The sequence below is a fragment of the Mesorhizobium sp. genome (assembly GCF_004962245.1).
GTDB lineage: Bacteria > Pseudomonadota > Alphaproteobacteria > Rhizobiales > Rhizobiaceae > Mesorhizobium.
Genome location: NZ_SUHQ01000004.1, coordinates 129,059 through 154,543, shown reverse-complemented (window position 1 = coordinate 154,543; position 25,485 = coordinate 129,059). Strand labels below are relative to the sequence as shown.

General features: G+C 62.5%; 25 protein-coding genes and 1 tRNA gene. 9 read left to right on the top strand and 17 right to left on the bottom strand.

All coding sequences use genetic code 11. From position 1 onward, the window contains the following. Positions 1-136 precede the first annotated feature (136 nt). Positions 137-346: a hypothetical protein gene (locus E5X88_RS06045; RefSeq protein WP_292159257.1), complete on the bottom strand. Its 210-nt coding sequence runs from the start codon at positions 344-346 to the stop codon at positions 137-139. A 50-nt stretch (positions 347-396) separates the two neighbouring features. Between E5X88_RS06045 and E5X88_RS06040 the strand changes: the two genes are divergently transcribed. Further along, a complete protein-coding gene (locus E5X88_RS06040; protein ID WP_292159255.1) occupies positions 397-1,221 on the top strand; it encodes a GGDEF domain-containing protein in 825 nt (274 codons plus the stop codon). After that, a complete protein-coding gene (locus E5X88_RS06035) occupies positions 1,211-2,350 on the top strand; it encodes a helix-turn-helix domain-containing protein (protein ID WP_292159253.1) in 1,140 nt (379 codons plus the stop codon). The genes E5X88_RS06040 and E5X88_RS06035 overlap by 11 nt, the downstream gene beginning before the upstream one ends. A 272-nt stretch (positions 2,351-2,622) precedes the next feature. On the opposite strand, the gene E5X88_RS33615 is transcribed toward E5X88_RS06035, so the two are convergent. The 3 genes from E5X88_RS33615 to E5X88_RS06025 form a co-directional block, all read right to left on the bottom strand. Beyond that, positions 2,623-2,985: a DUF6538 domain-containing protein gene (locus E5X88_RS33615; protein WP_366664797.1), complete on the bottom strand. Its 363-nt coding sequence runs from the start codon at positions 2,983-2,985 to the stop codon at positions 2,623-2,625. 99 nt (positions 2,986-3,084) lie between these two features. Further along, positions 3,085-3,161 (bottom strand) — tRNA-His (locus E5X88_RS06030). A 340-nt stretch (positions 3,162-3,501) separates the two neighbouring features. Next, positions 3,502-3,960 carry a phasin gene (locus E5X88_RS06025; protein ID WP_292159251.1) on the bottom strand — a complete coding sequence of 153 codons (459 nt, stop codon included), beginning with the start codon at positions 3,958-3,960 and terminating at the stop codon, positions 3,502-3,504. 255 nt (positions 3,961-4,215) lie between these two features. Here E5X88_RS06025 and E5X88_RS06020 point away from each other — a divergent pair, with 255 nt between their 5' ends. After that, positions 4,216-7,869, top strand: coding sequence for a PAS domain S-box protein (locus E5X88_RS06020; RefSeq protein ID WP_292159249.1), 3,654 nt, complete (start codon positions 4,216-4,218; stop codon positions 7,867-7,869). 337 nt (positions 7,870-8,206) lie between these two features. Here the strand turns inward: E5X88_RS06020 and E5X88_RS06015 are convergent, their stop codons facing one another. After that, positions 8,207-9,388: an MFS transporter gene (locus E5X88_RS06015; protein ID WP_292159247.1), complete on the bottom strand. Its 1,182-nt coding sequence runs from the start codon at positions 9,386-9,388 to the stop codon at positions 8,207-8,209. A gap of 48 nt (positions 9,389-9,436) precedes the next feature. On the opposite strand from E5X88_RS06015, the gene E5X88_RS06010 reads away from it, so the two are divergent. Continuing rightward, a complete protein-coding gene (locus tag E5X88_RS06010; protein ID WP_292159245.1) occupies positions 9,437-9,976 on the top strand; it encodes an Lrp/AsnC family transcriptional regulator in 540 nt (179 codons plus the stop codon). A gap of 69 nt (positions 9,977-10,045) precedes the next feature. On the opposite strand, the gene E5X88_RS06005 is transcribed toward E5X88_RS06010, so the two are convergent. The 6 genes from E5X88_RS06005 to E5X88_RS05980 are packed head-to-tail and all read right to left on the bottom strand — an operon-like array spanning position 10,046 to position 14,417. Further along, positions 10,046-11,305, bottom strand: coding sequence for an ABC transporter substrate-binding protein (locus E5X88_RS06005; RefSeq protein ID WP_292159243.1), 1,260 nt, complete (start codon positions 11,303-11,305; stop codon positions 10,046-10,048). A 53-nt stretch (positions 11,306-11,358) separates the two neighbouring features. Next, positions 11,359-11,787: a DUF4440 domain-containing protein gene (locus E5X88_RS06000; protein ID WP_292159241.1), complete on the bottom strand. Its 429-nt coding sequence runs from the start codon at positions 11,785-11,787 to the stop codon at positions 11,359-11,361. Beyond that, a complete protein-coding gene (locus tag E5X88_RS05995) occupies positions 11,784-12,839 on the bottom strand; it encodes an aldo/keto reductase (RefSeq protein ID WP_292159239.1) in 1,056 nt (351 codons plus the stop codon). The genes E5X88_RS06000 and E5X88_RS05995 overlap by 4 nt, the downstream gene beginning before the upstream one ends. Further along, positions 12,836-13,195 (bottom strand): TIGR04076 family protein, encoded by a 360-nt coding sequence (locus tag E5X88_RS05990; RefSeq protein ID WP_292159237.1) that lies wholly within the window; start codon positions 13,193-13,195, stop codon positions 12,836-12,838. The genes E5X88_RS05995 and E5X88_RS05990 overlap by 4 nt, the downstream gene beginning before the upstream one ends. Next, entirely contained in the window at positions 13,196-13,684 is a 489-nt protein-coding gene (locus tag E5X88_RS05985; RefSeq protein ID WP_292159236.1) for a DUF3830 family protein, read from the bottom strand. 4 nt (positions 13,685-13,688) lie between these two features. Then, positions 13,689-14,417 (bottom strand): GntR family transcriptional regulator, encoded by a 729-nt coding sequence (locus E5X88_RS05980; RefSeq protein ID WP_292159234.1) that lies wholly within the window; start codon positions 14,415-14,417, stop codon positions 13,689-13,691. A 137-nt stretch (positions 14,418-14,554) separates the two neighbouring features. On the opposite strand from E5X88_RS05980, the gene E5X88_RS05975 reads away from it, so the two are divergent. Genes E5X88_RS05975 through E5X88_RS05955 form a run of 5 tightly spaced genes read left to right on the top strand, consistent with a single transcriptional unit; the run spans position 14,555 to position 19,299 of the window. Next, a complete protein-coding gene (locus E5X88_RS05975) occupies positions 14,555-15,355 on the top strand; it encodes an ABC transporter ATP-binding protein (RefSeq protein ID WP_292159232.1) in 801 nt (266 codons plus the stop codon). After that, on the top strand, positions 15,352-16,119 hold the full coding sequence (locus tag E5X88_RS05970) for an ABC transporter ATP-binding protein (RefSeq protein WP_292159230.1): 768 nt from the start codon (positions 15,352-15,354) through the stop codon (positions 16,117-16,119). The genes E5X88_RS05975 and E5X88_RS05970 overlap by 4 nt, the downstream gene beginning before the upstream one ends. Next, entirely contained in the window at positions 16,116-17,024 is a 909-nt protein-coding gene (locus E5X88_RS05965) for a branched-chain amino acid ABC transporter permease (RefSeq protein ID WP_292159228.1), read from the top strand. Before E5X88_RS05970 ends, E5X88_RS05965 begins: the two co-directional genes overlap by 4 nt. Further along, positions 17,021-18,004, top strand: coding sequence for a branched-chain amino acid ABC transporter permease (locus E5X88_RS05960; RefSeq protein ID WP_292159475.1), 984 nt, complete (start codon positions 17,021-17,023; stop codon positions 18,002-18,004). Before E5X88_RS05965 ends, E5X88_RS05960 begins: the two co-directional genes overlap by 4 nt. Then, positions 18,001-19,299 (top strand): FAD-dependent oxidoreductase, encoded by a 1,299-nt coding sequence (locus tag E5X88_RS05955; RefSeq protein WP_292159226.1) that lies wholly within the window; start codon positions 18,001-18,003, stop codon positions 19,297-19,299. The genes E5X88_RS05960 and E5X88_RS05955 overlap by 4 nt, the downstream gene beginning before the upstream one ends. A gap of 12 nt (positions 19,300-19,311) precedes the next feature. Here the strand turns inward: E5X88_RS05955 and E5X88_RS05950 are convergent, their stop codons facing one another. The 6 genes from E5X88_RS05950 to E5X88_RS05925 form a co-directional block, all read right to left on the bottom strand. After that, positions 19,312-20,148 carry a GNAT family N-acetyltransferase gene (locus E5X88_RS05950; RefSeq protein ID WP_292159224.1) on the bottom strand — a complete coding sequence of 279 codons (837 nt, stop codon included), beginning with the start codon at positions 20,146-20,148 and terminating at the stop codon, positions 19,312-19,314. Positions 20,149-20,153: 5 nt separating this feature from the next. After that, the gene (locus E5X88_RS05945; RefSeq protein WP_292159222.1) at positions 20,154-20,912 is read right to left on the bottom strand and encodes an aspartate/glutamate racemase family protein; all 759 of its coding nucleotides are present in this window, start codon (positions 20,910-20,912) and stop codon (positions 20,154-20,156) included. Next, positions 20,909-21,727 (bottom strand): ABC transporter permease, encoded by an 819-nt coding sequence (locus E5X88_RS05940; protein WP_292159219.1) that lies wholly within the window; start codon positions 21,725-21,727, stop codon positions 20,909-20,911. The genes E5X88_RS05945 and E5X88_RS05940 overlap by 4 nt, the downstream gene beginning before the upstream one ends. 1 nt (position 21,728) lies before the next feature. Then, positions 21,729-22,643 carry an ABC transporter permease gene (locus E5X88_RS05935; RefSeq protein WP_292159217.1) on the bottom strand — a complete coding sequence of 305 codons (915 nt, stop codon included), beginning with the start codon at positions 22,641-22,643 and terminating at the stop codon, positions 21,729-21,731. Between the two features lie 257 nt (positions 22,644-22,900). Beyond that, positions 22,901-24,190, bottom strand: coding sequence for a PotD/PotF family extracellular solute-binding protein (locus E5X88_RS05930; protein WP_292159215.1), 1,290 nt, complete (start codon positions 24,188-24,190; stop codon positions 22,901-22,903). Positions 24,191-24,223: 33 nt separating this feature from the next. Further along, entirely contained in the window at positions 24,224-25,312 is a 1,089-nt protein-coding gene (locus tag E5X88_RS05925) for an ABC transporter ATP-binding protein (protein ID WP_292159213.1), read from the bottom strand. Positions 25,313-25,485: the final 173 nt, after the last annotated feature.

Here is a 25,485-nt window from a genome sequence, read left to right as displayed (position 1 = left end):
CGATTTGCACGATACAGCTGGATTTTCTGACGATCTACGTCGTTATATTAATTAAACTCCATGGCTTTCTGCGTAATATTGGCTGCAGTTGCCGCGACCCATCGTGATTTCGTGCCCTTCCCGGATTTGGCTCACCTCAATATTTCTGGCCTGTATCGGAGGGATCGTTCTTTCCATTCAGGGTAATGAAGGTGCTTTCTGGCCTGCAGTCATCGGCAACACCATCATTATCTATTCCTTTTGCCTGACCTGAATCGGCGCGCGCTATTTCTACGGCAACGAAGGAGGTTGGAGAGCGGCGCTTATCATTTCCATAGTAAGCTTTGCCTTCATGTCGTTTTTCCATGCAGCTGGCAGGGTCGGAATGTCGTCTATGCGGTCGGTCAGTCCCTCCCCATGGCGGCGACGGTGGCGCATCTCCTGAAGCAGCGCCGCATTGGGTTTGGCGGCCAGATTGCTGTTGCCGTTATACTGCTCGGCATTGGAGGTCATGCCATTGAGGCGGTTTTGAATTTTGCCGCATGGGTAGGCAAATACGATCAGCAACTTTATTTCACCATCGAAAGCTATGCACTGGTCTGCGTGATCTACAGCGGTGTCGCCTGGCATTTCGGATTCATTGTGATGGCGCTCAACCGCCTCCATAGTGAGATGGTGAAAGTCGCTGAGACCGACGAATTAACCAATTTGCCAAACCGCAGGTATTTCATGGGTCGTCTGACGCAGGCTGAGCATAAATTTTCCAAAGATGGGACGCCCTATTCGGTGATGATGATTGATATCGATCGCTTCAAACAGTGGAATGACGAATATGGCCATGCGGTCGGTGATGAGGCGCTTATCCATTATGCAAAAGTAGCATCCGGAGTTGTGCACGGCAGCGATGTTCTGGCTCGCACGGGCGGTGACGAATTTTCCCTGCTAATGCCGGGAACGGAAGAAGCAGAAGCTACGGAAGTCGCGCACGGACTCGTCCCGCTGATCCGTCGTTCGTCATTCAAATGCGACGGCCAATTCCTCAGTATGTCGGTCAGCAGTGGCATTGCCGCACGTGATGCAAGCGACGTCAGGGCAGATATCGATGTTCTGGCTCACGCCGACGTGGCACTCTACAAGGTCAAGCAGGCGGGGAGAGACGGCTATGCGACGCTGACTACGACCGTTGTGGGACGCGACGTTGCGGCCTTCCGGGTCGTGGCTGGAGGCAGTGATGTCGGATAAGACGGTCCCACCTAACGACACGGAGTCGACATCTGTCGAACGTCGCCGCTGGCCGCGCATGTCGCAGGATCCACTCGGTGAGGATGAGGTGGAGAAGGCCGTCCTGACGTCGTTGCGCTTTGAGACGGAAATCCTTCCACCAATCCAGCAGTTTGCTGCGTGGCGGGAGCATATGGCAGTATTGATGGATACGCGTCTGCCGGACAATGTTGATCCCGAGGATGGATTTGTCGTTCAGCAGGCGGTGTGGAATCTGGGCGGTATGCTTTTGTTGCAACAAACCGTTCCGGCTTTCAGTTACGAACGCTCGCCAGACGCGGTGCGGTTCAGTCCAATTGACCATTGGCAGATCACCGTTCTCCGTGCCGGTCGCACCTGGACCGGAGTTGACGGACGTGTCGCGCAAAATGAACCGGGCATGATTGAAATCCGCTCGCTCGGCCATCCGTTTAGCGGGCGGGCGCTGGCAACGAAGTCAATCAGCCTGATCGTTCCCGTCGATCTGTTTGCCGATGGTGGCAGCTTGCCGGCGGCGAGCAACAACGTCGTTTTGGGTGGACACCGGGCCAAACTGCTGATCGATCTTATGTCAAGCGTTGAAGCCAATCTCGATCGCTTCACGCAAGACGACCTTCCGAGAATCAAGGATCGTTTGCGGAAAATGGTATTCGACGCGGTTACACCTTTGGTGGATCGTGATGACGGCAACGATCAGATTTCACAAATCGGATTGATGACGCGGGCGAGGCGCTTCATTTCGAGCAATCTTGCCTCGCCCGACCTGACACCGGATGCTCTCGCCCGGGAACTGGCGACCTCGAGGACACGGCTCTATGAGCTTTTCGAAACGTCCGGCGGCGTTGCGAATTACATTCGCCGACGACGTCTATCCGCAGCTCATGCAATGTTAGCGGATCCTTCCGACACCCGAAAGGTCGCCGAAGTTGGTCTAGCAATCGGCTTTGATTCAGCGGCGAATTTCAGTCGAGCTTTCACGCAGCAGTTCGGGTATAGCCCGAGCAACATACGCAAGCAGTCGTCCGAAGACGACATGCACCTGGATAGGCAAACAGGTAATAAGCCAAAGGTCACATTCGAAAGCCTGCTGCAAACGCTCGGTCTCTTTTGAGGATGTCGAGCCCATCAAAAAACAAGAGCGCGTTTTCGATCATCGCCTTGAGGTGCTTCTTTCGCAGTATACACGAAAATGGGAACTCTTTTTACCCACTGCAACGAAGTAGACAGTGCGAATGTGGGGAAAGGCGGTAGCGCGCTCCGCTACCAACCCCCCGACGGGCAGAGAGCTTCCCATTTCCAGGTCGCAGCCGCAGATTACAGCCCAAGCCGAACGCAGGCCTTCACTCCACTAGGAAAGTCCCCTACGCATAGGACATGCTAGGTTCATGGCGTCCAGCGGCTCGGCGACGAGGATGTCTGCGAGGGGCCGATAGACGAACACTGGTGCCTCTTCGCGCTTGATAGCGCGCTGGAAGCGAATACGCGCAGCGTCTGGGTTTTCGCCCAACATAAGAGAAGACATGGAGCGTTGTCGGCAGCTTCGTGGAGATCGCGCGACGTACGCGCCTTCAACTGGTCAGTCGTGTCCAAAGCACGGCGTACGAATGCACCGCGGCCATCGAGATCTCTTAGCTCCTTTGGGACTCGTCGGTAGTAGTGAAAGCGATCGCCCCTCCGCTGCAGAAAGCGATCCGGATCATTCTCTTCGCGTCGCCTTCCCCGTGCCTTTAAGATACCGTTGTGCATCACAATAGGTATCACAAACAAAAGGCCAAAATGGCGCAAGCGCCAAGTCGACCAGCGCGCAATTTTACAGGAAAAATAATGACTTGGAGAGGTAGCCGATGGTACCGTTGGCTGGGATCGAACCAGCGACCTCCGGATCCACAATCCGGCGCTCTAACCATCTGAGCTACAACGGCACGTTTGCCTGAGCGGGACCGAGATGGAATTCTCTGGGACCCGCTCTGTCGTTCGGCGATGCGTCCATACGGGCTATCGGAGTTTAATTCAAGGCTTTTGGCAATGCAAAGATAGCCCCGGCGACGGCGTCACCTTTCGCCGCGCAAAGAAAAAGGCCGGCGGGAGGAGGTGCCGGCCTTTTCCTGTTACGAGCCAGCGGGAGGAGGTGCTGGCTGGTCACCCCGGAGAGCAGAGGGAGGAGGTTCCACCCGCCGGGTATTCACTTTGACCACTATATCTCACATAATCTTATTCGAAGAAATGCGACCTTTTGTTGCATCTTCGAAATATGCGCAAATATTAGGCGGCTTTAATTTCCTTCATCGCCTTCTCGAAGGCGGTCTTGATCGGCTTGGAAACGTCCTCGGCCGCCTTGGAGGCGACGGTCTGGAAATCCTTTGCCTGCTCGACGGTCATCTCGACGCGCTTGCGCAGGAATGCGGTCTGCAACTCGACGGCCTCCGACAGCGACTTGGCGCCGATCAGGGCTTCGAGATGCGAAAAACCGGCTTCGGTGTTGGCGCGCAGGGCAGCGATGGTCTTGAGCGAGAGGTCGTTGGAAGCGGTCTTGACGGTCTCGAAGGTCGACTCCAGTGCCTTCTGGGTCTCCTCGGCACCGGTCTTCAGCTTGGCGTAGGCTTCTTTCGACTGCTCGACGCCCTTTTCGGCGAAAGCGCGGATCTGGTCGGTGGCCTTGGAAGCATCGAAGCTCGGGAATTCAACGTTTTCGATCGTCTCGGCGGTCTTGGTCCTGGACATTTTCCATCCTTTGCAGTGGCAGCGGCTTTGACGGAAAGCCGTCTCGTTCATGTATGATGGCAATATAAAGGCAAACTTTGTGCATTGCAATATCTTTGTTGCAGCGCACCATGAATTCTTTCCCAGCGTTAACCACGAGCCCAGAGATTCCTGCTGATGCACGCTATGGCTTGTGGACCTTCGTTCCGTCGGCTTTTATTAACAAAGTGTTAACTGCAAACTGCCGGCTTCGTGCCAAGAGGGTTCGCCAAGCGCATGCCGTCCGAAAACTACTCTTTCCTCGACGTCGCCGTGCTCGACGAGGTCCGCCAGCGCTTTGCCGCCGGCGACGCGATCGCCCTTCTGTCGGCAGACCTCGAACAGGTGATCTGGGCCAACGGCCCAGGGGCGGCGGTGTTCGGCTACCCTGACATCGAGGCCATCATAGGCGCTTCGACAGGATTGCCGCTGATCGCCAGGCGCCAGATCATGGCGACGAGCGGTTTTCCACAGATCGGCCGCGACCGCGCCATCACGGTCCGGCTGGCGACCGGCCTGACCAGCCGCGCGGTTGGCTTTCTGGCCAGCGCGGTGACGATGCCGGACGGCGAAAACGCAATCATGCTGACGGTGCCGGCGGCGCAGACCGGCTCGCGCAGCGCTGCCGAGATCGCCACTCGGGCCATCAGCGGCTTTACAGAAGACAGTCACTTCATCGCCTTCGTTGACGCCAAGGGCAACATCGAGGCCGCGTCGGATGGCTTTTCGGCGCTCGGCATCCTGCCCAAGACGCTGGCGGCGCTTGTGGCCGATGTGGCGGGCGAGAGCGACCGTATCGTCAAGCGCCTCGTTCCAGGCGGCACCACTTCCTATCCGGCCGGTCTCGCCCGGCTGACGGATGAACGGCACCTGCTGGTGGTGATCGACGAGGACCAGCTTGACGCCGAAGCCTCTGCTGGCGAGCGCGGTGCGGAGACGGAAACCGGTACCGATACGGCAGCGGCGGATGCCGCAGTCCAGCCCGAAGCAGTTCAGGACAACGCGCCGCCAACGACAGTCACGGAAATCGCCCCGGCGGCCGTCGAAGAGATCCCGGCATCGGCGGAGCATGACATTTCCGATGCGGCCGAGGAGAGCCCCGACGCGGCCAGCGGACCGCCCGCGCAGCATGACCATTGGTATTTCAGCCCCGACGAGAATGAGGCGCAGGTGCCGGGCCGGCCGTACGCGTCCAGGCAGGCCGAGGCGCCGGCCGTGTCGGATGCCTCGGCGGGAAATACCGTACAAGATGATGCCGCCGGGGCCGCCTCTCCGGCCGAACGCCCCATCCCGGCGATCGACCGAGCGGCTCCCCCCCTGCGTTTCGTCTGGCGCACCGACGCCGAGGGCAGGTTCAGCGCCCTGTCGCCGGAATTCGCGGAGATCGTCGGCAAGCCTGCCGCCGATGTGATCGGCAGGCGCTTCAGGGACGTCGCGGCCACGTTCGGCCTCGACGCGTCCGGTGAGATCGCCGGCCTGCTCGACCGGCGCGACACCTGGTCCGGCCGCTCCGTGCTGTGGCCGGTGGCCGGCACCGATTTCAAGATACCCGTCGATCTGGCGGCGCTGCCCGTCTACGGCCGCAGCCGCGCCTTCGAAGGTTTCCGCGGCTTCGGCGTTGCCCGCATCGGTGATGCGGTGGCCGATCCGGAAGCGATCGGGATGGCGCTTGTCCCCAATGGCGCTGGCCCCGCAGCCATCGAGCCGGAGGTCACGGAGACTGCGCCCGAAGCGCCTGAGGAAACCGACGATCCGTTCAAGGGCGAGGTGCCGGCGCTGACCATCGTGCCGAAGCCGGAACGGCGTTTTGCCGACAAGGTTATCCGGCTGGCGGAGCACAGGCAGCCGGCCAACGACAAGGGGCTGTCGACGCTGGAACGCAGCGCATTCCGTGAGATCGGCGAGCGGCTCAAGAGGGACAGCACAACCCCGGCCGAAAAGCCCGATGTCGAAAAGCCTGGTGCCGAAAAACCGGTAGAATCGACTGCCGCGGAACCGCCCGAAAGCGATGCCGAAGACGAGAAGGATGTCGAAAGGCTCGACGGCGAGCAGCCGGAATCAACGGTGCCCGGCATCTCAGGCTCGCTGCTCGACTACGCCGACCGGGACGATGCCGCCGACACCGGCGACGGTGCGCCGGGTTCCGAGCTGGACGAGGCGACGCAGGAAATCGCTGAACCCACCGACACGGACAGCCGATCGCCCGCCATCGAAGACGACGACAGCATGACGGCCGCCGATTTCCGCGACGCGGAAGACAGCGAGGACTGGGCGCGGTCCGATGACGTCGGCGTTGCCGGTGATGTGGAGCCGGCGACCGTCGAGCGGCCGCGCCTGCAGGTGCCGCCACTCAAGCTCGAAGGGTTCGTGCCATCGGCTTTTTCGGCCGGAGACGACAACAAGGTTCCGGATATCTCTATCCTCGGCAAGCTGCCGGTGCCCCTTCTCATCCATTCCGGTGACGAACTCCACTATGCGAATGAGGAATTCCTCAGCCTGACCGGCTATGACACGCTCGACGATCTGGAGGACGCCGGTGGCCTCGGCGCGCTGTTTGCCGACCCTTACGACGACAGCGCCTCCGACGGAACCGATCGCGCGCTGCGGTTGAAGACGCATGACGGTCAGGAGTTCCCGATCGAGGCCATTCTGCGCTCGGTTCCATGGCGTGGCGGCAAGGCGCTTATGCTGGTCGTGCGCCGCTCCGGCGACGACGACGCACCAATTCCCCACGGCGCCTCCGACGACCAGACGCAGCCGGACATTGCCGAGCTCAAGGCACGCATCGGCGAGATGCGCACCATCATCGACACCGCGACCGACGGCGTCGTGCTAATCGGCCGTGACGGAACGATCCGCTCGATCAGCCGCCCGGCAGAAGCGCTGTTCGGTTTCGACAGTGACGAGGTGACCGGCAAACCCTTCGTCTCGCTGTTTGCGATCGAAAGCCAGCGCGCAGCGCGCGACTATCTCGACGGGCTGTCCGAGCCCGGCGTGGCGAGCGTTCTGAACGACGGCCGCGAGGTGATCGGACGCGAGGCGCAGGGGCGCTTCATTCCGCTGTTCATGACCATCGGCAGCCTGCCCAACGACAGCGGGTTCTGCGCGGTGGTGCGCGACATCACCCAGTGGAAGCGGGCTGAAGAGGATCTGACCCAGGCGCGCGCGGTGGCCGAGCGCGCGTCGTCGCAGAAGACCGATTTCCTCGCCCGCATCAGCCACGAGATCCGCACGCCGCTCAACGCCATCATCGGGTTTTCAGAGCTGATGGTCGACGAGAAATTCGGGCCGGTCGCCAATGATCGCTACCGTGACTATCTGCGCGACATCAACCGGTCGGGCAACCATGTACTCGACCTGGTCAACGACCTGCTCGACATTTCGAAGATCGAGGCCGGCCAGCAGGAGATGGCCTATGAGGCGGTGTCGCTCAACGACACGCTGGCCGAGACGGTGGCGATGATGCAGCCGCAGGCCAATCGCGAACGTGTCATCATCCGCTCCAGCTTCGCCTCACGGCTGCCCGAAGTGGTGGCCGATCTGCGTAGCGTGCGCCAGATCGCGCTGAACATCCTGTCGAATGCCATCCGCTACACCCAGGCTGGCGGCCAGGTGATCGTATCGACAGCCAACGAGATCTCCGGCGACGTCGTGATGCGCGTGCGCGACACCGGCATCGGCATGAGCCAGTCCGAGATCGAACAGGCGCTCAAGCCGTTCAAGCAGATCAACGCGCTGAAGCGCGGGCGTGGCGACGGCACCGGCCTCGGGCTGCCGCTGACCAAGGCCATGGTCGAGGCGAACCGCGCCCGGTTCACCATCAACTCGACGCCCGGCGAGGGCACTCTGGTCGAAGTCGCCTTTCCATCGACCCGCGTGCTCGCTGAATAAAGAAAAGGCGTCCAACCGGACGCCTTGAATGATAGGATTGCTGTCACAACGGGGGCTTGAGCGAATTCAGATCCTCTGGGGATTTCGAGGAACGGGATTTCTCCCTCAAGTTACGCACGACTATCGACGTCGGCCCTTAACAAAACCTTACCAGAGCCGCGAATAATTTACCAATGTGTACCACTCATGAAATCTAGGTAAATTCGAGCGACATATTTCGTTAACCATGTCGGCTGCCATTTGAGCGCGTGACGGATCGCAGTCTTGGAGATTAGCTCGGCGAAGCGCTCGACGCCGGGCGCTCGTAATGCTGGCGACCTGCGGCCAGGCTTTACGGCTAGAGGGACGGCAAACGCCACGCCGCCGCAGAAGCAGCAATCAGCATGAGCAACGCTGCAATGATCGCGGATGCCGCAAAACCGAACGTGGAATAAAGCGGCCCGAAGGCTGTGGTGCCGACAAAGACCGCGAGATAGGTCACCGCGCTGTTCAAACCCATGATCGTGCCGCGCCGCGATGGATCGAGCGCCGAGAGACGCATCACCAGGACGTTCAGTCCGAAATGATTGGCAAGGCCCCAGACGGCCACCATCGCGATGGTCAGATGGAAATTGCTGCTTGCCGCGGCAAGCGCGACATAGACGATCGCGACGAGGAGATAAGCGAACGGCATGACGCGCCGCGCGCCAAGGCGATCGATCACGCCGTCAAGAAGGGCCGCCATGCCGAAGCCTGCGCCATAGGCGAGCGCGGCCAGCCCGTTGGCACTGACCGGCTGTCCCAAGCCATTGTGAAGATGATCGCCAAGATAGCCGTAGACGCCGTAGAAGGCGGTCATGAAGGCGCCGCAGGCGACCAGAAGCGGCACGATGCCGGGAACGGCCAAGGCGCCGAGCGGCGTCGGCGCCGGGCCGCCTTTTCTGGCATCGCTCAGCGACGTCAGCGTGAGACTGGTCAACGCCAGCGCCGCAAGGACCGCGACCGCCGCGAAAACGGCGCGCCAATGCACCAGATCGGCAAGGACGGCCGATAATGAGACGCCGGCCACCATGCTGAGCGTCCACCCGGTCAGCACCACGCCGATGGTCCCGCTTTCACGACCAGGCGGCGCGATCGCAGCGGAGCTGGCGTAGATTGCCGGCATGGCGACACCGGCGGCAATGCCGGCGAGAAGCTGGGCCGCAACCAGCGCCGCAACCGTCGGCGCGGCGGCGCTGGCGAGAAGCGCCATCGCCAGCAGCAGCAATGCCCCTTGCAGCATGCGGCGGGCGCCAGGCCGATCGATATAGCGCGCCAGGAATAAGGCGCTTGCCGATGTGCCGAGACCGAACGCGGCGGACGCAATCATGACGACCGGCACGCTTGTCGCAAACGACGCGGCCACTGCCGGTGCTATCGGACCGAGAACCAGCGAGTTCGAGCCGATCACGGCGATGCATCCGGTCAGGAGATAGGCGAGCGCCGGGATAGGCGGCCTGGGCGTCGCCGCCAATGTTGCGGCTTGATCACTGTTCGACATATAGCCATAATGACCGTATTAAATTCTGCATCAATCAGGAATTTTGATATGGATGAAGAAACAGATGGCATTCCGCAGAATAGGCCTGCTGCCCGCGATATCGACGCAACCGACCGAAAAATATTAGGCGTTCTGGTCGACGACGCCACGGTCAGCTACGCCGAGCTCGGTGATCGCGTCGGCCTGTCGCCGCCGGCAGCCCATGAACGGGTGAAACGCCTTCGGCGCAGCGGCGCCATCCGCAACACCGCGGCAATCATCGATCCCAAGGCGGTGCGCAAGCCGCTGCTCGCCTTCGTGCACATCGACACCAAGGGCTGGGGAAAGACCCCCGAACTGATGGCGATTTCCGAGCACCCCGAAGTCGAGGAAATTCATTCGGTGGCCGGCGACACATGCATGCTGATCAAGGTTCGCACCGAGGACACGCGGGCGCTCGAAGGCCTGCTGTCGCGTCTTTACGAAACGCCTGGCGTCACCTCGACGCGAAGCTACGTGGTTCTGTCGACCTATCTCGAGCGGCCGGTGCAGCCTGGGGTCACGAGGGAATGGCCGACGCCCCGGCACATGGCCAAGCCGCTCTATTAGCCGGAGCGGGACGGTGTCCGGCATCAACCCCAAATGAAACGGGATTGATGCCGGACAGACATAGGCGCCTTACTGAAGCTTCGCCTGCAGGGCGTTGACATCATCGATCGTCATTTCGCCGTCGGTCGTCACGGTGCCGTCGACGATCTTCCAGAGACGGAACGGGCCAGTGATGTCGCCATATTTGTCGAAGGAGACCGGGCCGATGACGCCTTCGTAGCGGATCGGCTTGCCATCCTTGATCAGGCCGAGCGCCTTGGCGAACTCGTCCTTGCCGGCATAGATCGGCGTGCCGGCCGGGTCGACGGCCTTGTACATCGCGTCCTTGATCTTGGCCGGATCCTCGGAGCCGGCAATGGCGATGGCCAGGCCGACGATGGCGCCGGCATCATAGGAACGGTCGGCTGCCGGGTTGGTCGGTTCGATGCCAGAAAATTCCTTGTAGTTCTTGGTGAAATACTCGGTCGATGCGGTCGGGCTGGTGCCGGAAGAGGTGCCATAGGCATCCTTCAGATAGTCGGCGCCGACGGATTCGATGAAGTCCGGGCTGTTCATGCCGTCATTGAGCAGGAATTTCTGCACGCCGCCCTGCGAAATCCAGGTACGGGCGATGGTTGCACCGTCCACAGGCGTGCTGACGAGATAAAGCCCGTCCGGCTCGCCGGCCATGGCCGCGGTGACTTCCGAGGCATAGCTCGACTGCTTTTCATTGTAGGGCGTGTCGGACACGATGGTGCCGCCGAGCGCCTTATAGGCGCGCGAGAATTCGGCCACCATGTTGACGCCGAAGTCGTTGTTGACGTGGATGACCGACAGCTTCTTGAACCCCTTGTCGATGGCGTATTTGGCGGCGGCGACGCCCTGCAGCGCATCCGAAGTGATGGTGCGGAAGAAGATGCCGTTGGTCTTGCCGTCGCGCCCGAGCGCCGTCAGCGTCGGCGAGGACGAGGCAGGCGACACCTGGACGATCTTGGCCGGCGCGGTGACCGAGGTCAGGATCGGGATCGACACCGAGGAGATGATGCCGCCGATGATCACCGGCACCTTCTTGACCTGCACGAGCTGGGTCGCGGCATCGACCGCAATGTTGCCCTGGCTCTGGCTGTCGCGGGTATCGGTGGCGAGATCGCAGCCGCGCACGCCGCTGGCGTCGTTGATATCGCGGAAGGCCATTTCGACCGACTTGGCTCCCGCCTGTCCGTACTCGCCGGCCGGACCGGTCAATTCCATGACGAGGCCGACGGTGATCTTGCAATCGGCAGCCTGCGCTGCACCAGCGGCCGCCAGTAAAGCGAGCGCGGTGGTGATCTGAAGTATCGTCTTTGTCATTGTTGTTCCCCTTTCGTTATGCGACTCTGAGTCAATTCATGTCTTGAGCCTGTTCAGTCTTCCGGCATCTGCAGCCAGGTTTCATGCAGATGTCGCCATTCAACGCCGTTGGGCGCCGATGAACTGGTGGTGAAAACGGCACTTGAGCGACGGCGGCTGTGCTTGCCGCCGCGCTGCTGTGCCTCGATGTAGCAGACGACGATCGTGTCGCCGGCCTGCCTGACGGCCCGGATATCCTCGATGGCGATGGCGAAATCGCCGTCACAGGTGGCGCGGCTTGCCCTGATATGGTCGAGCACCGCGTTACGATCGAGGACCTCGCCGCTCGGCGCGACCATGCAGAAGCCGTCACCCATGACGCGTTCGAAGCGGCTGAAATCCGCCCTGTCGGCGCGCGCCCTGTCGAACCAGTCGACGAAGAAGCGATGCAGATCGACAATCTCGGCGCTGGCGCGGGAAAGCAGAGAGGGCTCGCCGCTCATATCCGGCCTGCGTTCAGATTGTAGTGCATGATCGAGCCATGGCGGCCGTGACGGTCGCGTTCCAGCGTGTAGACGTCGCCCAAAGGCCCGCGACTTTGCGCGATGACGGCGGCGATCCGCGCCCGGTCGTCGGCGTCGAGCGTGACGTCCATGATCCTGGCATTGGCAAGGGCGTGCGCCTGGTTGCGGGCGCCGACGATGACCGCCGCCACTTGCGGCTGCTCCAGCACCCAGGCGCTGGCGATGGTGGCAATGTCGACGCCATGGCGGTCGGCAACCGCCTTCAATGCCCGCAGCAACTCCTGGAAAAGCTTCCAGCCGCCGAAATCATCGATGATCAGCTTGTATTTGACCAGGGACCGGTTTTCGAGCGGCGTCTGCGGCTCGGCGGCACCGAGCCATTTTTCGCTGAGGAAGCCGCCCGCCACCGAACCGTAGCAGAGGAAGCTGACGCCGTTCTGGCTGGCAAGTGCGGCAAGGTTGTTGGCCGGTCGCTGGTCGAGTACGGAATATTGCAACTGCTGGCTGACCAGCGGCACGCCTGCGGCCAGGATCTCGGCCAAATGCGGCGTGTCGAAATTGGTGGTGCCGATATTGCGCACCTTGCCTTCCTGGCGAAGATCGTCGAGCCAGCCCATCGCATCGACATAGCCGGGCAGCGCATAATCCCACCAGTGGAACTGGACGAGATCGAGCCGCTCGGTCTTCAGCCGCCGCAGCGACTGGTCGACGATGCCCCTGACATAGTCACGGCTGATGTTGGCAAGCCTTTCCAAGTCAGGCACCAGCTTGGTGTGCACCTTCATTTTGGCGGCGGCATCGAGGCCGCGCTCATTGGCAAGCCGCAGCCGCGCGGCACCGATCAGCTCTTCGACACCGGTATAGATATCGGCGCAATCATAGGTCCTGATGCCGGCGTCGAAGGTGGCGATCAGATCGGTCACCGCCTGTTCGCGGTCGATCGCGCCGTGTCCGCCGGCAAGCTGCCAGCCGCCGCGAATGACGCGCGAGATGGTATAGCCGGGACTGAGTTCGAAAACCTTGGCGGTCATCTCCGGTCATTCTCCTTCGGCAACGGCACCGCCGTGGTCTCGGCATGGCTGAACCGGCGTTTGCCCGTCCTGACGATCCTCAGCCGGCTGGCGCAATTGGGATCGGGACAGGCGATTTCGGCGTCCGATGTCATCCAGTCGTTCTTGTGGGTCGGGCGCTGTTTTGCCGCGAGCAGCGGCAAGACGGCGGCAATGGAATAGATCGAGAAGCCCTGTCCTGCCGGCATCGACAGCATCTCGCCCTTGAGCTCGAAATAATCACCTGACTTGGCGCCGCAATAGATCGGCTTGCCTTCCGGAATGATCGCCTCGACGCGAAGGTCGAAGAGTTCGAAACTGTCATCTGGTCCGGCCATTCAGATCTCCACACGCGTGAAGGTGACGTCGCAGGCGCCGTTACGGCGGATCATGCCGCAGGCGGCCGCGAACCGGTCACGCTCCTCGGGACGGACCTGCGCGACAACGCTTCCGGCAAGCCAGCCGATCGGGAACAGCAGGCGCGCGCCTGCCCCATAAAACAGGCCGATGTCGAAAATCGCATTCGGATTGCCGCCCCACATGCGCGGCGGTACATAGGACAACACGATATCGCCCGGCTGCGGCGTCAGCGTTGCATTCTCCGCCGGCAAGGGCCTGGCATAGGCTTGGCCGTCCAGATCCGCTGATGGAACCGGGCAGGAGATTTCCGGCCCCGTCCACATCGCATGGATGCCGGCAACGACGCGCGGCTGCTCAAGGTAGGCCAACAGGAAAGCGGCGTTCTCGGGCGCCTTTTCAGGCAGCAGCAGCGCCGTCACGGAAAGCTCTGAGCGCGGCCCGGTGATCCTGATGGCAGGCGTCGTCATGCCGTCAATCTTTCCTGGCTGTGGATTGGAGCTTGTCGCGCAGGAAGGCGAAGGGCCGGCTGATGTCGGCCACCAGCGCCTCGCGCGCTGCTTGCGCATCCTGCTTCGCAAGCGCTGCGACGATGCTGCGGTGATAGTGGGCGGTATCAACCTCGCCGGCATCGGAAAAGGCGTAGATGGCGACGCGGATGCATGGCCCGGATTGCAGCCAGAGGCTCTCAATCATCGGGATCAGCACGGCGGAACCGCAGCAGCGGTAGATCTCGAAGTGGAAGCTCTGGTTGAGCGTCGCCTCGCGGTCGATATCCTTCTTGTGCTTCAGAGCCCGCATCTCGTCCCACTCGCCGAGCATGGCTTCGACCGAAGCAATCTGGCGCGAGTTCATGCGGGTGGCGGCCAGCGCGATGGCTTCGCCCTCGATCAGGGAGCGGGCGCGCAGGAGATCGTCGATACGCTCCAAGGTGATCGGAGGCACCCGCACGGAGCGGTTGGGAAGCGCCTCCAGCGCCTTTTCCGTGATCAGCCGTCCGAGCGCTTCACGCACCGGCATGGTGCTGGTGACCAGCGCGTCGGCGAGGCCGCGGATGGTCAAAACCTGGCTCGGCTCGAAAAGGCCGCCGATCAAGGCGCGGCGCAGCTCCGAATAGACGCGATCCTGCACGGTTTCGCGGCCGACCGGCGTAAGCTGGGCTGCGATCGTTTCATTGTTCTTTTCGATGACGGCCTTCTGCATGGCATCCCGGTCTTGGCCGTTTCCAGCCCGTTTTCGGCTTGCGGAAGAAATTAAAGCCGATTAGCGTGATCAAAGCAAGTGTGATCACAAATCAATAACCAGAAGGCGGCGACGATCGCTTTCGGCCAGAGGGTTCTATGAGTGACACAACCGCACGACAGCGGGCGGAAACCCGCACGCCGGTTCTGACGGCCAGGAATGTCGTCAGGCGCTTCGGCGGCCTCGTCGCGGTCAACGATGTTTCGTTTGAGGTTCGGCCGGGTGAAATACTCGGCCTCATCGGCCCGAACGGCGCCGGCAAGACGACGATGTTCGACCTGCTGGCCGGCAGCATCCTGCCGACCAGCGGCGAGATCCTTCTCAACGGCGTAATCGTATCGGGAGAAGCAGCCCATCGCCGTATCGGCCGCGGCCTTGGCCGCACGTTCCAGATCCCCCGGCCTCTGCCCAATCTGACGCTGATCGAAAACGTCATGCTGGCCGCGCAGGGACAGGCCGGAGAAAGACTGCTCGCCAACTTCCTGATGCCCCGGCGGGTCGCCGCCGAAGAGCGGGCTGCCGAGACGAGGGCCATCGAGCTGCTCGAGCTCGTCACGCTTGCCCGTCTTGCGCACGAACCGGCGCGCGTGCTTTCCGGCGGCCAGCGCAAGCTGCTCGAACTCGCCCGCGTCATGATGGCCGACCCGGCGATCATCCTGCTCGACGAACCGGCGGCCGGCGTCAACGCGACGCTGCTCGAAGTCATCATCGACCGCATTCGCGACATCAACAGAAGCGGCATCACCTTCCTGCTGATCGAGCACAATATCGACATGGTGACGCGGCTTTGCCATCGCGTGCTGGTCATGGCGAGCGGCCAACTTCTGTGCGAAGGCACTCCGGACGAGGTGGCACGCGATCCGCGCGTCATCGAGGCCTATCTCGGAGGCGCGGCATGAGCCAAACCGTTCTCGATGTCCGCGATCTCGAAGCCGGCTATGAGCCCGGCGTGCCGATCGTGCGCGGCGCCTCGATCACCGTCGACAAGGGCGAGATCGTCGTCGTTCTCGGCCCCAATGGCGCCGGCAAGTCGACCTTGATCAAGGCGATCGCCGGCCTTGTGCCGATCACCGGCGGCAGGGTCCTGCTGGACGGCAAGGACATCACCGCAGCGCCCGCCCACACCATGGTCCGCCTCGGCCTTGCCTTCGTGCCGCAGACCGAGAACATCTTCCCGCTGATGTCGGTCGAGGACAATCTGAAGGTCGCCTGCGGCATCCTGAAGCCGCGCGAGACCCCTGCCCGCATCGAGGAAATGTATGCGGCCTTCCCCGATCTCGCCCGTCAGCGCAAGACCGCCGCCGGCAACCTTTCGGGCGGACAGCGGCAGATGCTGGCCGTCGCCCGGGCGTTGATCGTCCATCCCAAGGTGCTGGTGCTCGACGAGCCGTCGGCAGGCCTGTCGCCGAAATTCGTGTCGATGGTCTTCGAGATGCTGGCCGGCATCCGCAAGTCCGGCGTCACCATTCTGCTGGTCGAGCAAAACGCCAAGGCAGCGCTCGCCATCGGCGACCGCGCCTACGTGCTGGTCGAAGGCAAGGACCGGCACGAGGGCGTCGCCTCCGAGCTGTGGAACGATCCGGTCGTTGCTGAACTCTATCTTGGCCAGCGCCGCCTCGATCATGAAAGAGACCGGCATTCTCGCAAAGGAGGTGCTGCATGAACCTGCAATTTGTCGTCGACGGACTGCTGGCAGGTTCGATGATCGGCCTCGGCGCCATCGGCGTGACGCTCACCTATTCGATCCTGCGTTTCTCGAACTTCGCCCATGGCGACTTCATGGCCTGGGGCGCCTATGCGACGCTCGCCGTCGTCGGCGCCGTCGGCGCGATGTTCGGCAAGATCGCGCCGATCGCTCCCCTCTCCTTCGGCTGGCCGCTGATCGCCGCGGTCGTCATCGGCATGGCGATCACCGGACTGCTGGCATTGCTGCTCGACATGGTGCTGTTCGCGCGGCTGCGGGCGAAGGGGCAGGCGATCATCGTGGTGATGGCGAGCTTCGGCGCCTCGATGGCGCTGAGAAGCCTGCTCGAATTCATCTTCACCTCGCGTCCGACCTACTTCAGCCGGGCGATCCAGATCGCCATGCCCGTCGGCTTCGGCATCCGCATCACCCCCGATCAGATCGCGCTGCTGCTGCTGACCGCCGTGCTCGTGCTCGGCGTGCACCTTTTGATGACGCGCACCCAGACCGGCCGCTCCATGCAGGCGCTGAGCCAGAATGCGGCATTGGCGCGCATTGTTGGCATCGACGTCGCCAAGGTCGTGCGCGTCACCTGGATCGTCGGCGGGGCGCTTGCCTGCGTCGCCGGCGTCATGATCGGCATTCTCATCCAGATTCGCCCATTCATGGGTTTCGACATGCTGCTGCCGATGTTCGCGGCCGCCATCCTCGGCGGCATCGGCAGCGTGCCGGGCGCCGTTCTCGGCGGATTGATCATCGGCATGGCCGAAGCCGGTGCGGTGCAGCTGATCGGCGCCGAATGGCGCGCTGCCGTCTCCTTCATCATCCTGATGACGGTGCTGTTCGTGCGGCCTATCGGCCTTTTCGGAGTGAGAGAACGCTGATGGATCTGCTCGGCTATGGCGCTTTCTTCCTGACCAACGCGCTGATCTTTTCGCTCATCACGCTCGGGCTCAACCTGCAATGGGGGCTGACCGGCCTTTTCAATGTCGGGCTCGCCGGCTTCGTCGCCATCGGCGCCTACACCTCGGCGCTGCTGACCACGCCCGACGATGCCGCGCGCCTCGGCGGCTTCGACCTGCCGATCCTTGCCGGCTGGCTCGGCGCCATGCTGGTGGGCGGCGTCGCCGCCGCGATTACCGGCATTGCCACGCTGCGGCTGCGATCGGACTATCTGGCGATCACCACTTTCGGTGTCGCCGTCGTCGTGCAACTGGTGGCGCTCAACGCCCAGAAGCTGACCGGCGGCCCGTTCGGCATCGGCTTCATTCCGCGGCCCTTCGGCGGCCTTGCCGAAACGCCGTTGCTGTTCAATCTGTCGAACCTAGCCGTCGTCTCGGTGGTGACGCTGATCGTCTATCTCGCGCTGGAGCATCTGTCGCGCAGCCCATGGGGGCGCGTGTTGAAGGCGCTTCGCGAGGATGAGCGAGCCGCGATATCCCTAGGCAAAAGCGCACGTTTCTACCGCGTCCAGGCCTTTGCCGTCGGCGGTGGCATCATGGCACTGGCCGGCGCGCTGCAGGCGCATTTCACCGGCTTTATCGCGCCGGACAATTATCTGCCGATCCTGACCTTTCAGGTCTGGGTGATGCTGATCGTCGGCGGCTCGGGCAGCAACAAGGGCGCCGTGGTCGGCAGCATCCTGGTGTGGGCGATATGGGCCGGATCTGGGACCCTCACCAGTGTGCTGTTCTCGCCCGATCAGCAGGCTCGCGCCGCCTCGCTGCAGATCGTCGCCATCGGCGTGATGCTGTGCGTCATCCTTCTGATCAGGCCGAACGGCCTCTTCGGCGACAGGCCGCGGCGCCCAAGGTTCGGCAAGCGTGCCAAAGTGGCTGCGGGTGAGAGCGGAACAACGTCATGATTGACGTTGCCGGGCCTCCCGGCCTTTCCCTCTGGCATGCCGTCAGCCGCAATCGCCGCGAACGGCCCGCTCTCGAAGGCGCACTCGATGTCGATCTGGCAATTGTCGGTGGCGGATTCTCAGGACTTTCGACCGCGCTCCATGCCGCCGAAAAAGGCATCTCGGTCGCCGTCGTCGAAGCGGAAATCGTCGCCTGGGGCGCAACCGGCAGGAATGCCGGCTTCGTCGTGCCGAACTTCGCGAAAAGAGACCCAGACGACATCATTGCCCAGCTTGGGCCAGAGCGCGGCGAACGCCTTGTCGATTTCGCGGCCGGCAGCGCCGATCTCGTCTTCGACCTGATCAAGCGGCACGGCATCGACTGCGACGCCGTCCAGAGCGGATGGATACAACCAGCCCATTCGCAGGCCGCTTTGGAAAAGACCAGATCGCGTGCCGAGCAATGGGCAAGGCGCGGGAGACCGGCCGTTGCGCTGGACAGGCAGGCGGTCGAAGAGCTGACGGGCGTTCGCGGCTATCCCGGTGGCTGGATGGACCGGTCGGGCGGCGTCCTCAATCCTGTCGAATATGCACGCGGGCTCGCCGATGCGGCAGAAAAGGCCGGCGCACGCATCTTCGAGCATACGTGTGTTGCATCGATCGATCGCATGGCGGATGGCTGGACGTTGAAAACGGCCTCGGGGTCGGTGCGCGCCGGAAAGGTCCTCATTGCCACCAACGCCTATGGCGGGGCACTGCATCGCACGCTGCAGCGAACCTACTTCCCGCTGAAAATTTTCCAGGTCGCGACAGCGCCACTGCCACGCGAAATACGCACTCGGCTGCTTCCCGGCGGGCAAGGTGTCGGCGACACCAGGCGCAATCTTTTCACCTTCCGCTTCGACAGCGGAAACAGGCTGATAACGGGAGGCATGCATAGTTTAGGTCCGGGCGCCGACGCCCGCGTGCCGCAGGCGATCTGGCGACGGCTTGCCAGGCATCTCGAGCTTCCCGAACTGCCGCCGCTCGCCTACAGCTGGTCGGGGATGGCTGCCGTCGAGCCCGATTTCCTGCCGCATATCGTCGATCTCGGGCCTGGCCTGATCGCGGGCTTTGCCTGCAACGGGCGTGGCATCGCTATGACCATAGCCATGGGCAAGGTGCTTGCGGATTGGGCCAGCGGAGCGAAGCCTCAGGATTTGCCGCTTCCGTTTGCGCCGCCGTCGCCGATCCCGTTCCATGGCCTGATGCGACATGCGCCAAACATGCTGCTCCCCTTAAGCATGCTGCGCGATCGGCTGGATGAGGCAGGTTAGTCTAGTCGACGCTCAGCCAAGCTCCAAGGTCGTTATCGCAAAGACCCCGGACTGCATGAGCTGCGGCACTTTTCCCTTGTACATTCGAGCCGTTTCGAAGCCCGGTTGAAGTCCCACGGACGACAGCCGGGCTGCAAAGTCCCCGCTGGTCTCAGGAACGTCGAGATGGATATTTCCGGATTCGGAGGCGCTGGCGAGCGCGGCGAAAAGGCGGCTTGCCGCGTCCAGCCTGTCGGAGAAGAGCGGACCGATCTTGCAACCGTCCCGGCATCGGCGCGCGACGCCGTATCCCTCGATCGCGCCGTCCTTGACGAGCGCAAGCGCCATGTGCGGCGGGCGCAGCCAGTGTTCAAGGAAGGATCGCCTCGGAGCGGGAAAGAACCGAGCATCGTAGTCCAGGACATGCGGCACAAGTTCCGGTCCTATGGCACAAATATCGCTGTCGGCAGCTGCCGGAACATTTGGCGATCCGACGAACCGAATCGTCCGGTAGACCGGCGCAAAACCCATGCTGCGGTAGTTGGCCTGCTGTTCGACGACACCATCGAGGCCGATCGTGCGGTTGCCGAGCCGCGCCATGCCGGCATCCCAAACCGCCTTGCCATGGCCCTCGCCACGCCTCTCCGGCCGGCAGATGTAGAGGCCGATGAAGCCGAAATCGTCGCCATAGGCCACGGCGGAAATGCCGGCCACCATCTCGCCATTGACAAATGCGCCGATGAAGCCCTCGGGGTCCGCCGCATGAAACGCCACGGCATCGCCGAGACCGGGATTCCAGCCTTCCGCTGCCGCCCAGTCGACAAGGGTTTCCACGTCGTCAGATGCGAGCGTTCGGATCGTTCGGGACATTGCGATCACTCGGCGGCAACAGGTCCGGGGGCGAAGGATTTCAATGCGCCACGATAAGGCTTTGCCAAGGGGTTTGCATAGGCGCCACGCTTGGATGTCGACAGGCCAAGCGCGATCAACGTCTCGGCCTGCTTGACCGCCGCGCCGACACCGTCGATGACCGGAACGCCGAATTCCCGCTGCAGCGCGGCTGCGAGATCGGCCATGCCGGCACAGCCGAGCACGATGGCCTCGGCGCGGTCCTGCTCGAGGGCGCGCGCGATCTCGTCGCGCAGCTTCAGAACCGCGTCCGATGCCGGATCTTCGAGGGCCAGAACCGGAATGTCCGCGGCGCGCACGCGTGCCCGCCCCGCCATGCCGTAGCGCTGCACCAGCCCTTCGACCGGCACGCGCGAGCGCTCGGTCGTGGTGACGACGGTGAAGCGCTGCGCGATGAACGAGGCCGTGCTGAGCGCCGCCTCGCAAATGCCGATGACCGGAATGTTGGCCATGGCGCGCGCGGCATCGAGGCCGGTGTCGTCGAAACAGGCGATGATCGCGGCCTGCGCGCCCGAGTGCTCGCCGGCAGCGATCTCGATCAGCAGGCCCGGCACGGCAAGCGCCTCGTCATAATAGCCTTCGATCGAAACCGGCCCCATCGACGAGGTGACGGCGACGATTTCCGTTCCGGCGCCGGCCACGAGCCGCGCCGCCGCTGCGATGGTTTCGGTCATGCTGGCGGTGGTGTTCGGATTGACGACGAGGATCTGCACTGCGGTTCTCATGCACGCGCCCGGCGGCGGCCGACATAGACGATCGCACCGAGCGTCGCCAAAATCACCAGGAAGGAAAACACGGTCGTCACGGTGCCCAGCGCATAGAGCACCGGCGTCGTGACATTCGTCGTCATGCCGTAGATTTCCAGCGGCAACGTGTTGAAGGTGCCCGAGGTCATCAGCGTGCGGGCGAACTCGTCATAGGACAGGGTGAAACCGAATAGGCCGACGCCGATCAGGCTGGGCGCGATCATGGGCAGGACGACATGCGCGAAGGTCTGCCAGGAGGTCGCGCCCAAGTCGCGCGCGGCCTCCTCATAGGCCGGCGAGAACCGGTTGAAGACGGCGAACATGATCAGCACGCCGAAAGGCAAGGTCCACGTCAAATGCGCGCCGAAGGCAGACGTGTACCAGGCGGGACGGAAGCCGATCTGCTGAAAGACGACGCCGATGCCGAGGCTGATGATGATCGACGGCACGACCAGACTGGCGACGGCCAGATAGAACAGTGCCGTGGCGCCGCGAAATTTTTGGCGAAAGGCAAGACCGGCAAGCAGCGACACGGCTACCGTGACGACCATTACCATCAGGCCGAGCACGAAGGAGCGTTTGAAACTGCCGCCGAAATCGCCGACCGCCTGGCGCTCGAACAGATTGCCGAACCAATGCAGCGACACGCCGTTGAGCGGGAATGTCAGCCCGCCATTCTCACCCTGGAAGGACAGGATCAGGATCGCCGAAAGCGGGCCGTAGAGGAACAGCACGAAAAGGGCGAAGAAAGCCGCCAGCACGTAGAATTCGAAGGTGCGCTTCTCGTGGCTCACGTCATAACTCCTTGCGGATGTCGACGATGCGCAGGATGCCGGCGACCATCAGCAGCACCAGAACCAGGAGGACGACCGCGTTGGCGGCAGCCGCCGGATATTGCAGCAGCGACATCTGGTTCTTCATCATCAACGCGACGGAGGCGCTCTGTCCGCCAGACATCACCTGCACCGTCGAAAAGTCGGCCATCACCAGCGTGACGACGAAGATGGTGCCGATCGCCATGCCGGGCTTGGCGAGCGGGATGATGACGTTCCACAGGACCTGCCAGCCGGAAGCGCCGGCGTCGCGCGCGGCCTCGATCAACGACTTGTCGATGCGCATCAGCGTGTTGAAGATCGGCGTCACCATGAACAGCGTGTAGAGATGCACCATGGCGAGCACCACGGCGAATTCGGAATAGAGCAGCCATTCGATCGGCTTCGGGACCAGTCCCAGTTGCACCAGCGTCGAGTTGACAAGGCCATTGCGGCCTAACACGGGAATCCACGAGATCATGCGGATGATGTTGGAGGTCAGGAACGGCACGGTGCAGACCAGGAACAGCACCATCTGCATGGCCGTGGTCCTGATATGGAAGGCGAGGAAATAGGCGACCCAGAAGCCGATGAAGAGCGTCAGCGCCCAGACGATACCAGCGTATTTCAGCGTGTTCAGATAGGTTTTCCAAGTGACCCAGGAGCCGAGCGTGTCGGCGTAGTTGGTGGTCAGGAAATCCGGATACATCGCCGCGAAATCGTAGTCCCAGAAGGAGACCACGGCGATCATCAGGATCGGCAATAGGAGGAACGCGCCGAGGATCAGCGCCAGCGGTGTTGCCTGGAGGTAGGGTGCGAGGCCGGCCAGTGAACGCCGGCTGCGTCTGGCCGGCTTTGCGACGGCGGTGCTTGCGGGCTGGTCGAGGGCCACAGTCATCTGGAACAGCCCTGGTGCGATGTGGCAGAGGAGCGATTTGCCAGGTTGCGATCCTTCCCACCCCCCTCTGTCCTGCCGGACATCTCCCCCGCAAGGGGGGAGATTGGCAGTTGCGCTGCCGGCGCCATTCTTGCAGCGCCGGTGGTTGGCGAAAGCGGTATTGAGTGCGCAATCTCCCCCCTTGCGGGGGAGATGTCCGGCAGGACAGAGGGGGGTGGGAAGGAATGAGGCATCTCAAATGGCGCGTTGGTTTTGCACTACGCCGCGATGAACTCGTTCCAGCGCCTCACCATGTAGCGGTCCTCGTCCATGACCGAGTTCCAGCAGGCGACCTTACCCATGCGCTCGACGAAGGAGCCGCCGTCACGCACCGCGCCCGCCTTCTCCATGACCTTGCCTTCCGGCGACAGGATGTCGCCCTTGGCCGGCTTGCCTTCGATCCAAAAACCCCATTCGTCTTCCGACATGAAGTTTTTAGCGGTCTCCATCGCGGCTGAATAATAGCCCTGACGATTGAGGTAACCGCCGACCCAGCCGGACGTGTACCAATTGATGTATTCATAGGCGGCGTCCAGCTGCGCGCCCGACAGATGCGAGGCGAGGCCGAGACCGCCACCCCATGCGCGGTAACCTTCCTTGAGCGGCTGGTACTTGCAGGCGATGCCCTTGGAGCGCACCGCCGCGACGGCCGGCGACCACATCGACTGAATGACCACTTCTCCCGACGCCATCAGGTTGACGCTCTCGTCGAACGATTTCCAGAACGCACGGAACTGGCCGTCCTGCTTGGCCTTGATCAGGAAGTCGATCGTCTTGTCGATCTCCTCCTTGGTCATGTTGCCCTTGTCGGCGTATTTGATGTTGCCCAAGGCTTCCATGATCATCGCTGCATCCATGATACCGATCGACGGAATGTTGAGGATGGCGGTCTTGCCCTTGAAGGCTGGATCCATGATGTCGGCCCAGGTGGTGATGTCACGGCCGACAAGATCGGGGCGGATGCCGAGCGTATCGGCATTGTAAATGGTCGGAACCATCGTCATCCACTGCGTCGGTTCCTTGGCAAAGGTCTTTGCGTCCTGCGCCTCGACGAAGCCGACCGTATGCGGCGCGGTGCCCTGGGCGATGACGCTGTCGGGCGCCAGCTTGCCGTTGATGAAAAGCGGTACGATCTTGTCGTAATATTTCAGCTTCTTGACATCCATCGGCTGCATCACGCCGGACGGATACACTTTCTTGGCGATCCAGTATTCGATGTCGGCGATGTCGTAGCTGTCCGGCTGGGTGACCGCGCGCTGGGCGGCGGCGTCGGAATCGGTCGCCGTCATCTCCAGCGTGATGCCGAGATCGGCCTTGCACTTGTCGGCGATGGCGTTGAGGTTCGACACGCCGGTGCCGAACTGGCGCAATGTGATGTTGGATTGCGCCCAGATCGTCGGGAAGCCGGTGATGATGCCGGCGCCGGCGGCAAAACCGACGGCGGCAGCACCTGTCTTGAGCAGCGAGCGGCGGGAAATTCCTGTCTTCTTGTCGGTGGTGTTTGTCATGGTCAGTTCCCCTGTTTTGTTGGTTATGCTGGTTCAGGAATCGAGACGGCCAAGGACGATCGCGTCCTCGGCGTCCCAGGCGATCGGCACGGCGTCGCCGACGGCAACCGGCCTGGCGAAGAAGCTGGCGTCGTCGACGATCACCGTGAAATCCTCGATGCCGGCGCCATTGACCGAGAGCTTCACGGTCGAGCCACGGTATTCGACGTTGGAGGCGATGCCGGTAAAGCCCAGCCCCGTGGCCGGCGCTTCGCCGATCCGCACATGATCGGTGCGAATGGCGATATCGATCGGCTCACCGGCCTCCCTGCCCTGCCCGCTGGCCGCAAGCGAGGCGCCGCCCGGCACATCGAAGAGAACCATGCCGTCGCGGCTGCCGCTGACGCGGCCGGAGACGACGTTGTGATCGCCCATGAAACGGGCGACGAATGCGGTGGCCGGCCGCTCGAAGACGATGCGCGGATGCGCTGCCTGCTCGATGCGGCCGTCGTTCATCACCACGATCAGGTCGGCCAAGGCCATCGCCTCCTCCTGGCTGTGGGTGACGTGCACGAAAGTGATGCCGAGCGACGTCTGCAGCTTCTTCAGTTCGGCCCGCATGCGGATCTTCAGGAACGGATCGAGTGCCGAGAGCGGTTCGTCGAGCAGCAGCGCCTCGGGGTCGGTGATGAGCGCGCGGGCCAGAGCGACGCGCTGCTGCTGCCCGCCCGAAAGCTGCGCGGGACGGCGGCCGGCATAGGCTTCCATCTGCATCAGCTTCAGCATGTCGAGCGCCTTGGCGTGGCGTTCCTCCTTGCCGACGCCCTTCATCTTGAGGCTGAACGCGACATTGTCGATCAGGTCGAGATGCGGAAACAGCGCGTAGGACTGGAACATCATGGCGGTGCCGCGCCTGGCAGGCGGCAGGTCGGTGACCACCGTATTGCCCAGGCGCACGTCGCCGCTGGATATGCTCTCGTGCCCGGCAATCATGCGCAGCGTCGAGGTCTTGCCGCAGCCGGACGGGCCGAGCAGGCAGCAATAGGTTCCCGCGGGGATTTTCAAGCTGATGTCTTCGACGGCAGTCGTTGCGCCATAGATTTTCGAAACGGACACTATGTCGATTTCGGCGGCTTTGGACATCCGGCATCCCCTTTGGTCGGGATTAACCGAAGCATCATGCGTGCCAGTTGCGTGCCGCCGCCTCAACCAATTGAATTCTTGTGAAAATCAGCATCGCAAGCGGACGCCTTCCCAAACGGCAGTCTCGTGCGATGCGCAAATTATGGGCAATTGTTGCGGATCGTCGCAAAAAT

Excerpts from the sequence above, each read along its gene's own strand:
- E5X88_RS06000 (WP_292159241.1), bottom strand. The coding sequence starts at position 11,787 with ATGAGCGGCGAGCCCTCTCTGCTTTCCCGCGCCAGCGCCGAGATTGTC.
- E5X88_RS06020 (WP_292159249.1), top strand. The coding sequence starts at position 4,216 with ATGCCGTCCGAAAACTACTCTTTCCTCGACGTCGCCGTGCTCGACGAG.
- E5X88_RS06005 (WP_292159243.1), bottom strand. The coding sequence starts at position 11,305 with ATGACAAAGACGATACTTCAGATCACCACCGCGCTCGCTTTACTGGCG.
- E5X88_RS05930 (WP_292159215.1), bottom strand. The coding sequence starts at position 24,190 with ATGACAAACACCACCGACAAGAAGACAGGAATTTCCCGCCGCTCGCTG.
- E5X88_RS06025 (WP_292159251.1), bottom strand. The coding sequence starts at position 3,960 with ATGTCCAGGACCAAGACCGCCGAGACGATCGAAAACGTTGAATTCCCG.
- E5X88_RS05975 (WP_292159232.1), top strand. The coding sequence starts at position 14,555 with ATGAGTGACACAACCGCACGACAGCGGGCGGAAACCCGCACGCCGGTT.
- E5X88_RS05970 (WP_292159230.1), top strand. The coding sequence starts at position 15,352 with ATGAGCCAAACCGTTCTCGATGTCCGCGATCTCGAAGCCGGCTATGAG.
- E5X88_RS05985 (WP_292159236.1), bottom strand. The coding sequence starts at position 13,684 with ATGACGACGCCTGCCATCAGGATCACCGGGCCGCGCTCAGAGCTTTCC.
- E5X88_RS05990 (WP_292159237.1), bottom strand. The coding sequence starts at position 13,195 with ATGGCCGGACCAGATGACAGTTTCGAACTCTTCGACCTTCGCGTCGAG.
- E5X88_RS05925 (WP_292159213.1), bottom strand. The coding sequence starts at position 25,312 with ATGTCCAAAGCCGCCGAAATCGACATAGTGTCCGTTTCGAAAATCTAT.
- E5X88_RS05995 (WP_292159239.1), bottom strand. The coding sequence starts at position 12,839 with ATGACCGCCAAGGTTTTCGAACTCAGTCCCGGCTATACCATCTCGCGC.
- E5X88_RS06010 (WP_292159245.1), top strand. The coding sequence starts at position 9,437 with ATGGATGAAGAAACAGATGGCATTCCGCAGAATAGGCCTGCTGCCCGC.
- E5X88_RS06040 (WP_292159255.1), top strand. The coding sequence starts at position 397 with ATGGCGGCGACGGTGGCGCATCTCCTGAAGCAGCGCCGCATTGGGTTT.
- E5X88_RS05935 (WP_292159217.1), bottom strand. The coding sequence starts at position 22,643 with ATGACTGTGGCCCTCGACCAGCCCGCAAGCACCGCCGTCGCAAAGCCG.
- E5X88_RS06015 (WP_292159247.1), bottom strand. The coding sequence starts at position 9,388 with ATGTCGAACAGTGATCAAGCCGCAACATTGGCGGCGACGCCCAGGCCG.
- E5X88_RS05965 (WP_292159228.1), top strand. The coding sequence starts at position 16,116 with ATGAACCTGCAATTTGTCGTCGACGGACTGCTGGCAGGTTCGATGATC.
- E5X88_RS33615 (WP_366664797.1), bottom strand. The coding sequence starts at position 2,985 with ATGCACAACGGTATCTTAAAGGCACGGGGAAGGCGACGCGAAGAGAAT.
- E5X88_RS06035 (WP_292159253.1), top strand. The coding sequence starts at position 1,211 with ATGTCGGATAAGACGGTCCCACCTAACGACACGGAGTCGACATCTGTC.
- E5X88_RS05950 (WP_292159224.1), bottom strand. The coding sequence starts at position 20,148 with ATGTCCCGAACGATCCGAACGCTCGCATCTGACGACGTGGAAACCCTT.
- E5X88_RS06045 (WP_292159257.1), bottom strand. The coding sequence starts at position 346 with ATGGAAAAACGACATGAAGGCAAAGCTTACTATGGAAATGATAAGCGC.
- E5X88_RS05980 (WP_292159234.1), bottom strand. The coding sequence starts at position 14,417 with ATGCAGAAGGCCGTCATCGAAAAGAACAATGAAACGATCGCAGCCCAG.
- E5X88_RS05945 (WP_292159222.1), bottom strand. The coding sequence starts at position 20,912 with ATGAGAACCGCAGTGCAGATCCTCGTCGTCAATCCGAACACCACCGCC.
- E5X88_RS05955 (WP_292159226.1), top strand. The coding sequence starts at position 18,001 with ATGATTGACGTTGCCGGGCCTCCCGGCCTTTCCCTCTGGCATGCCGTC.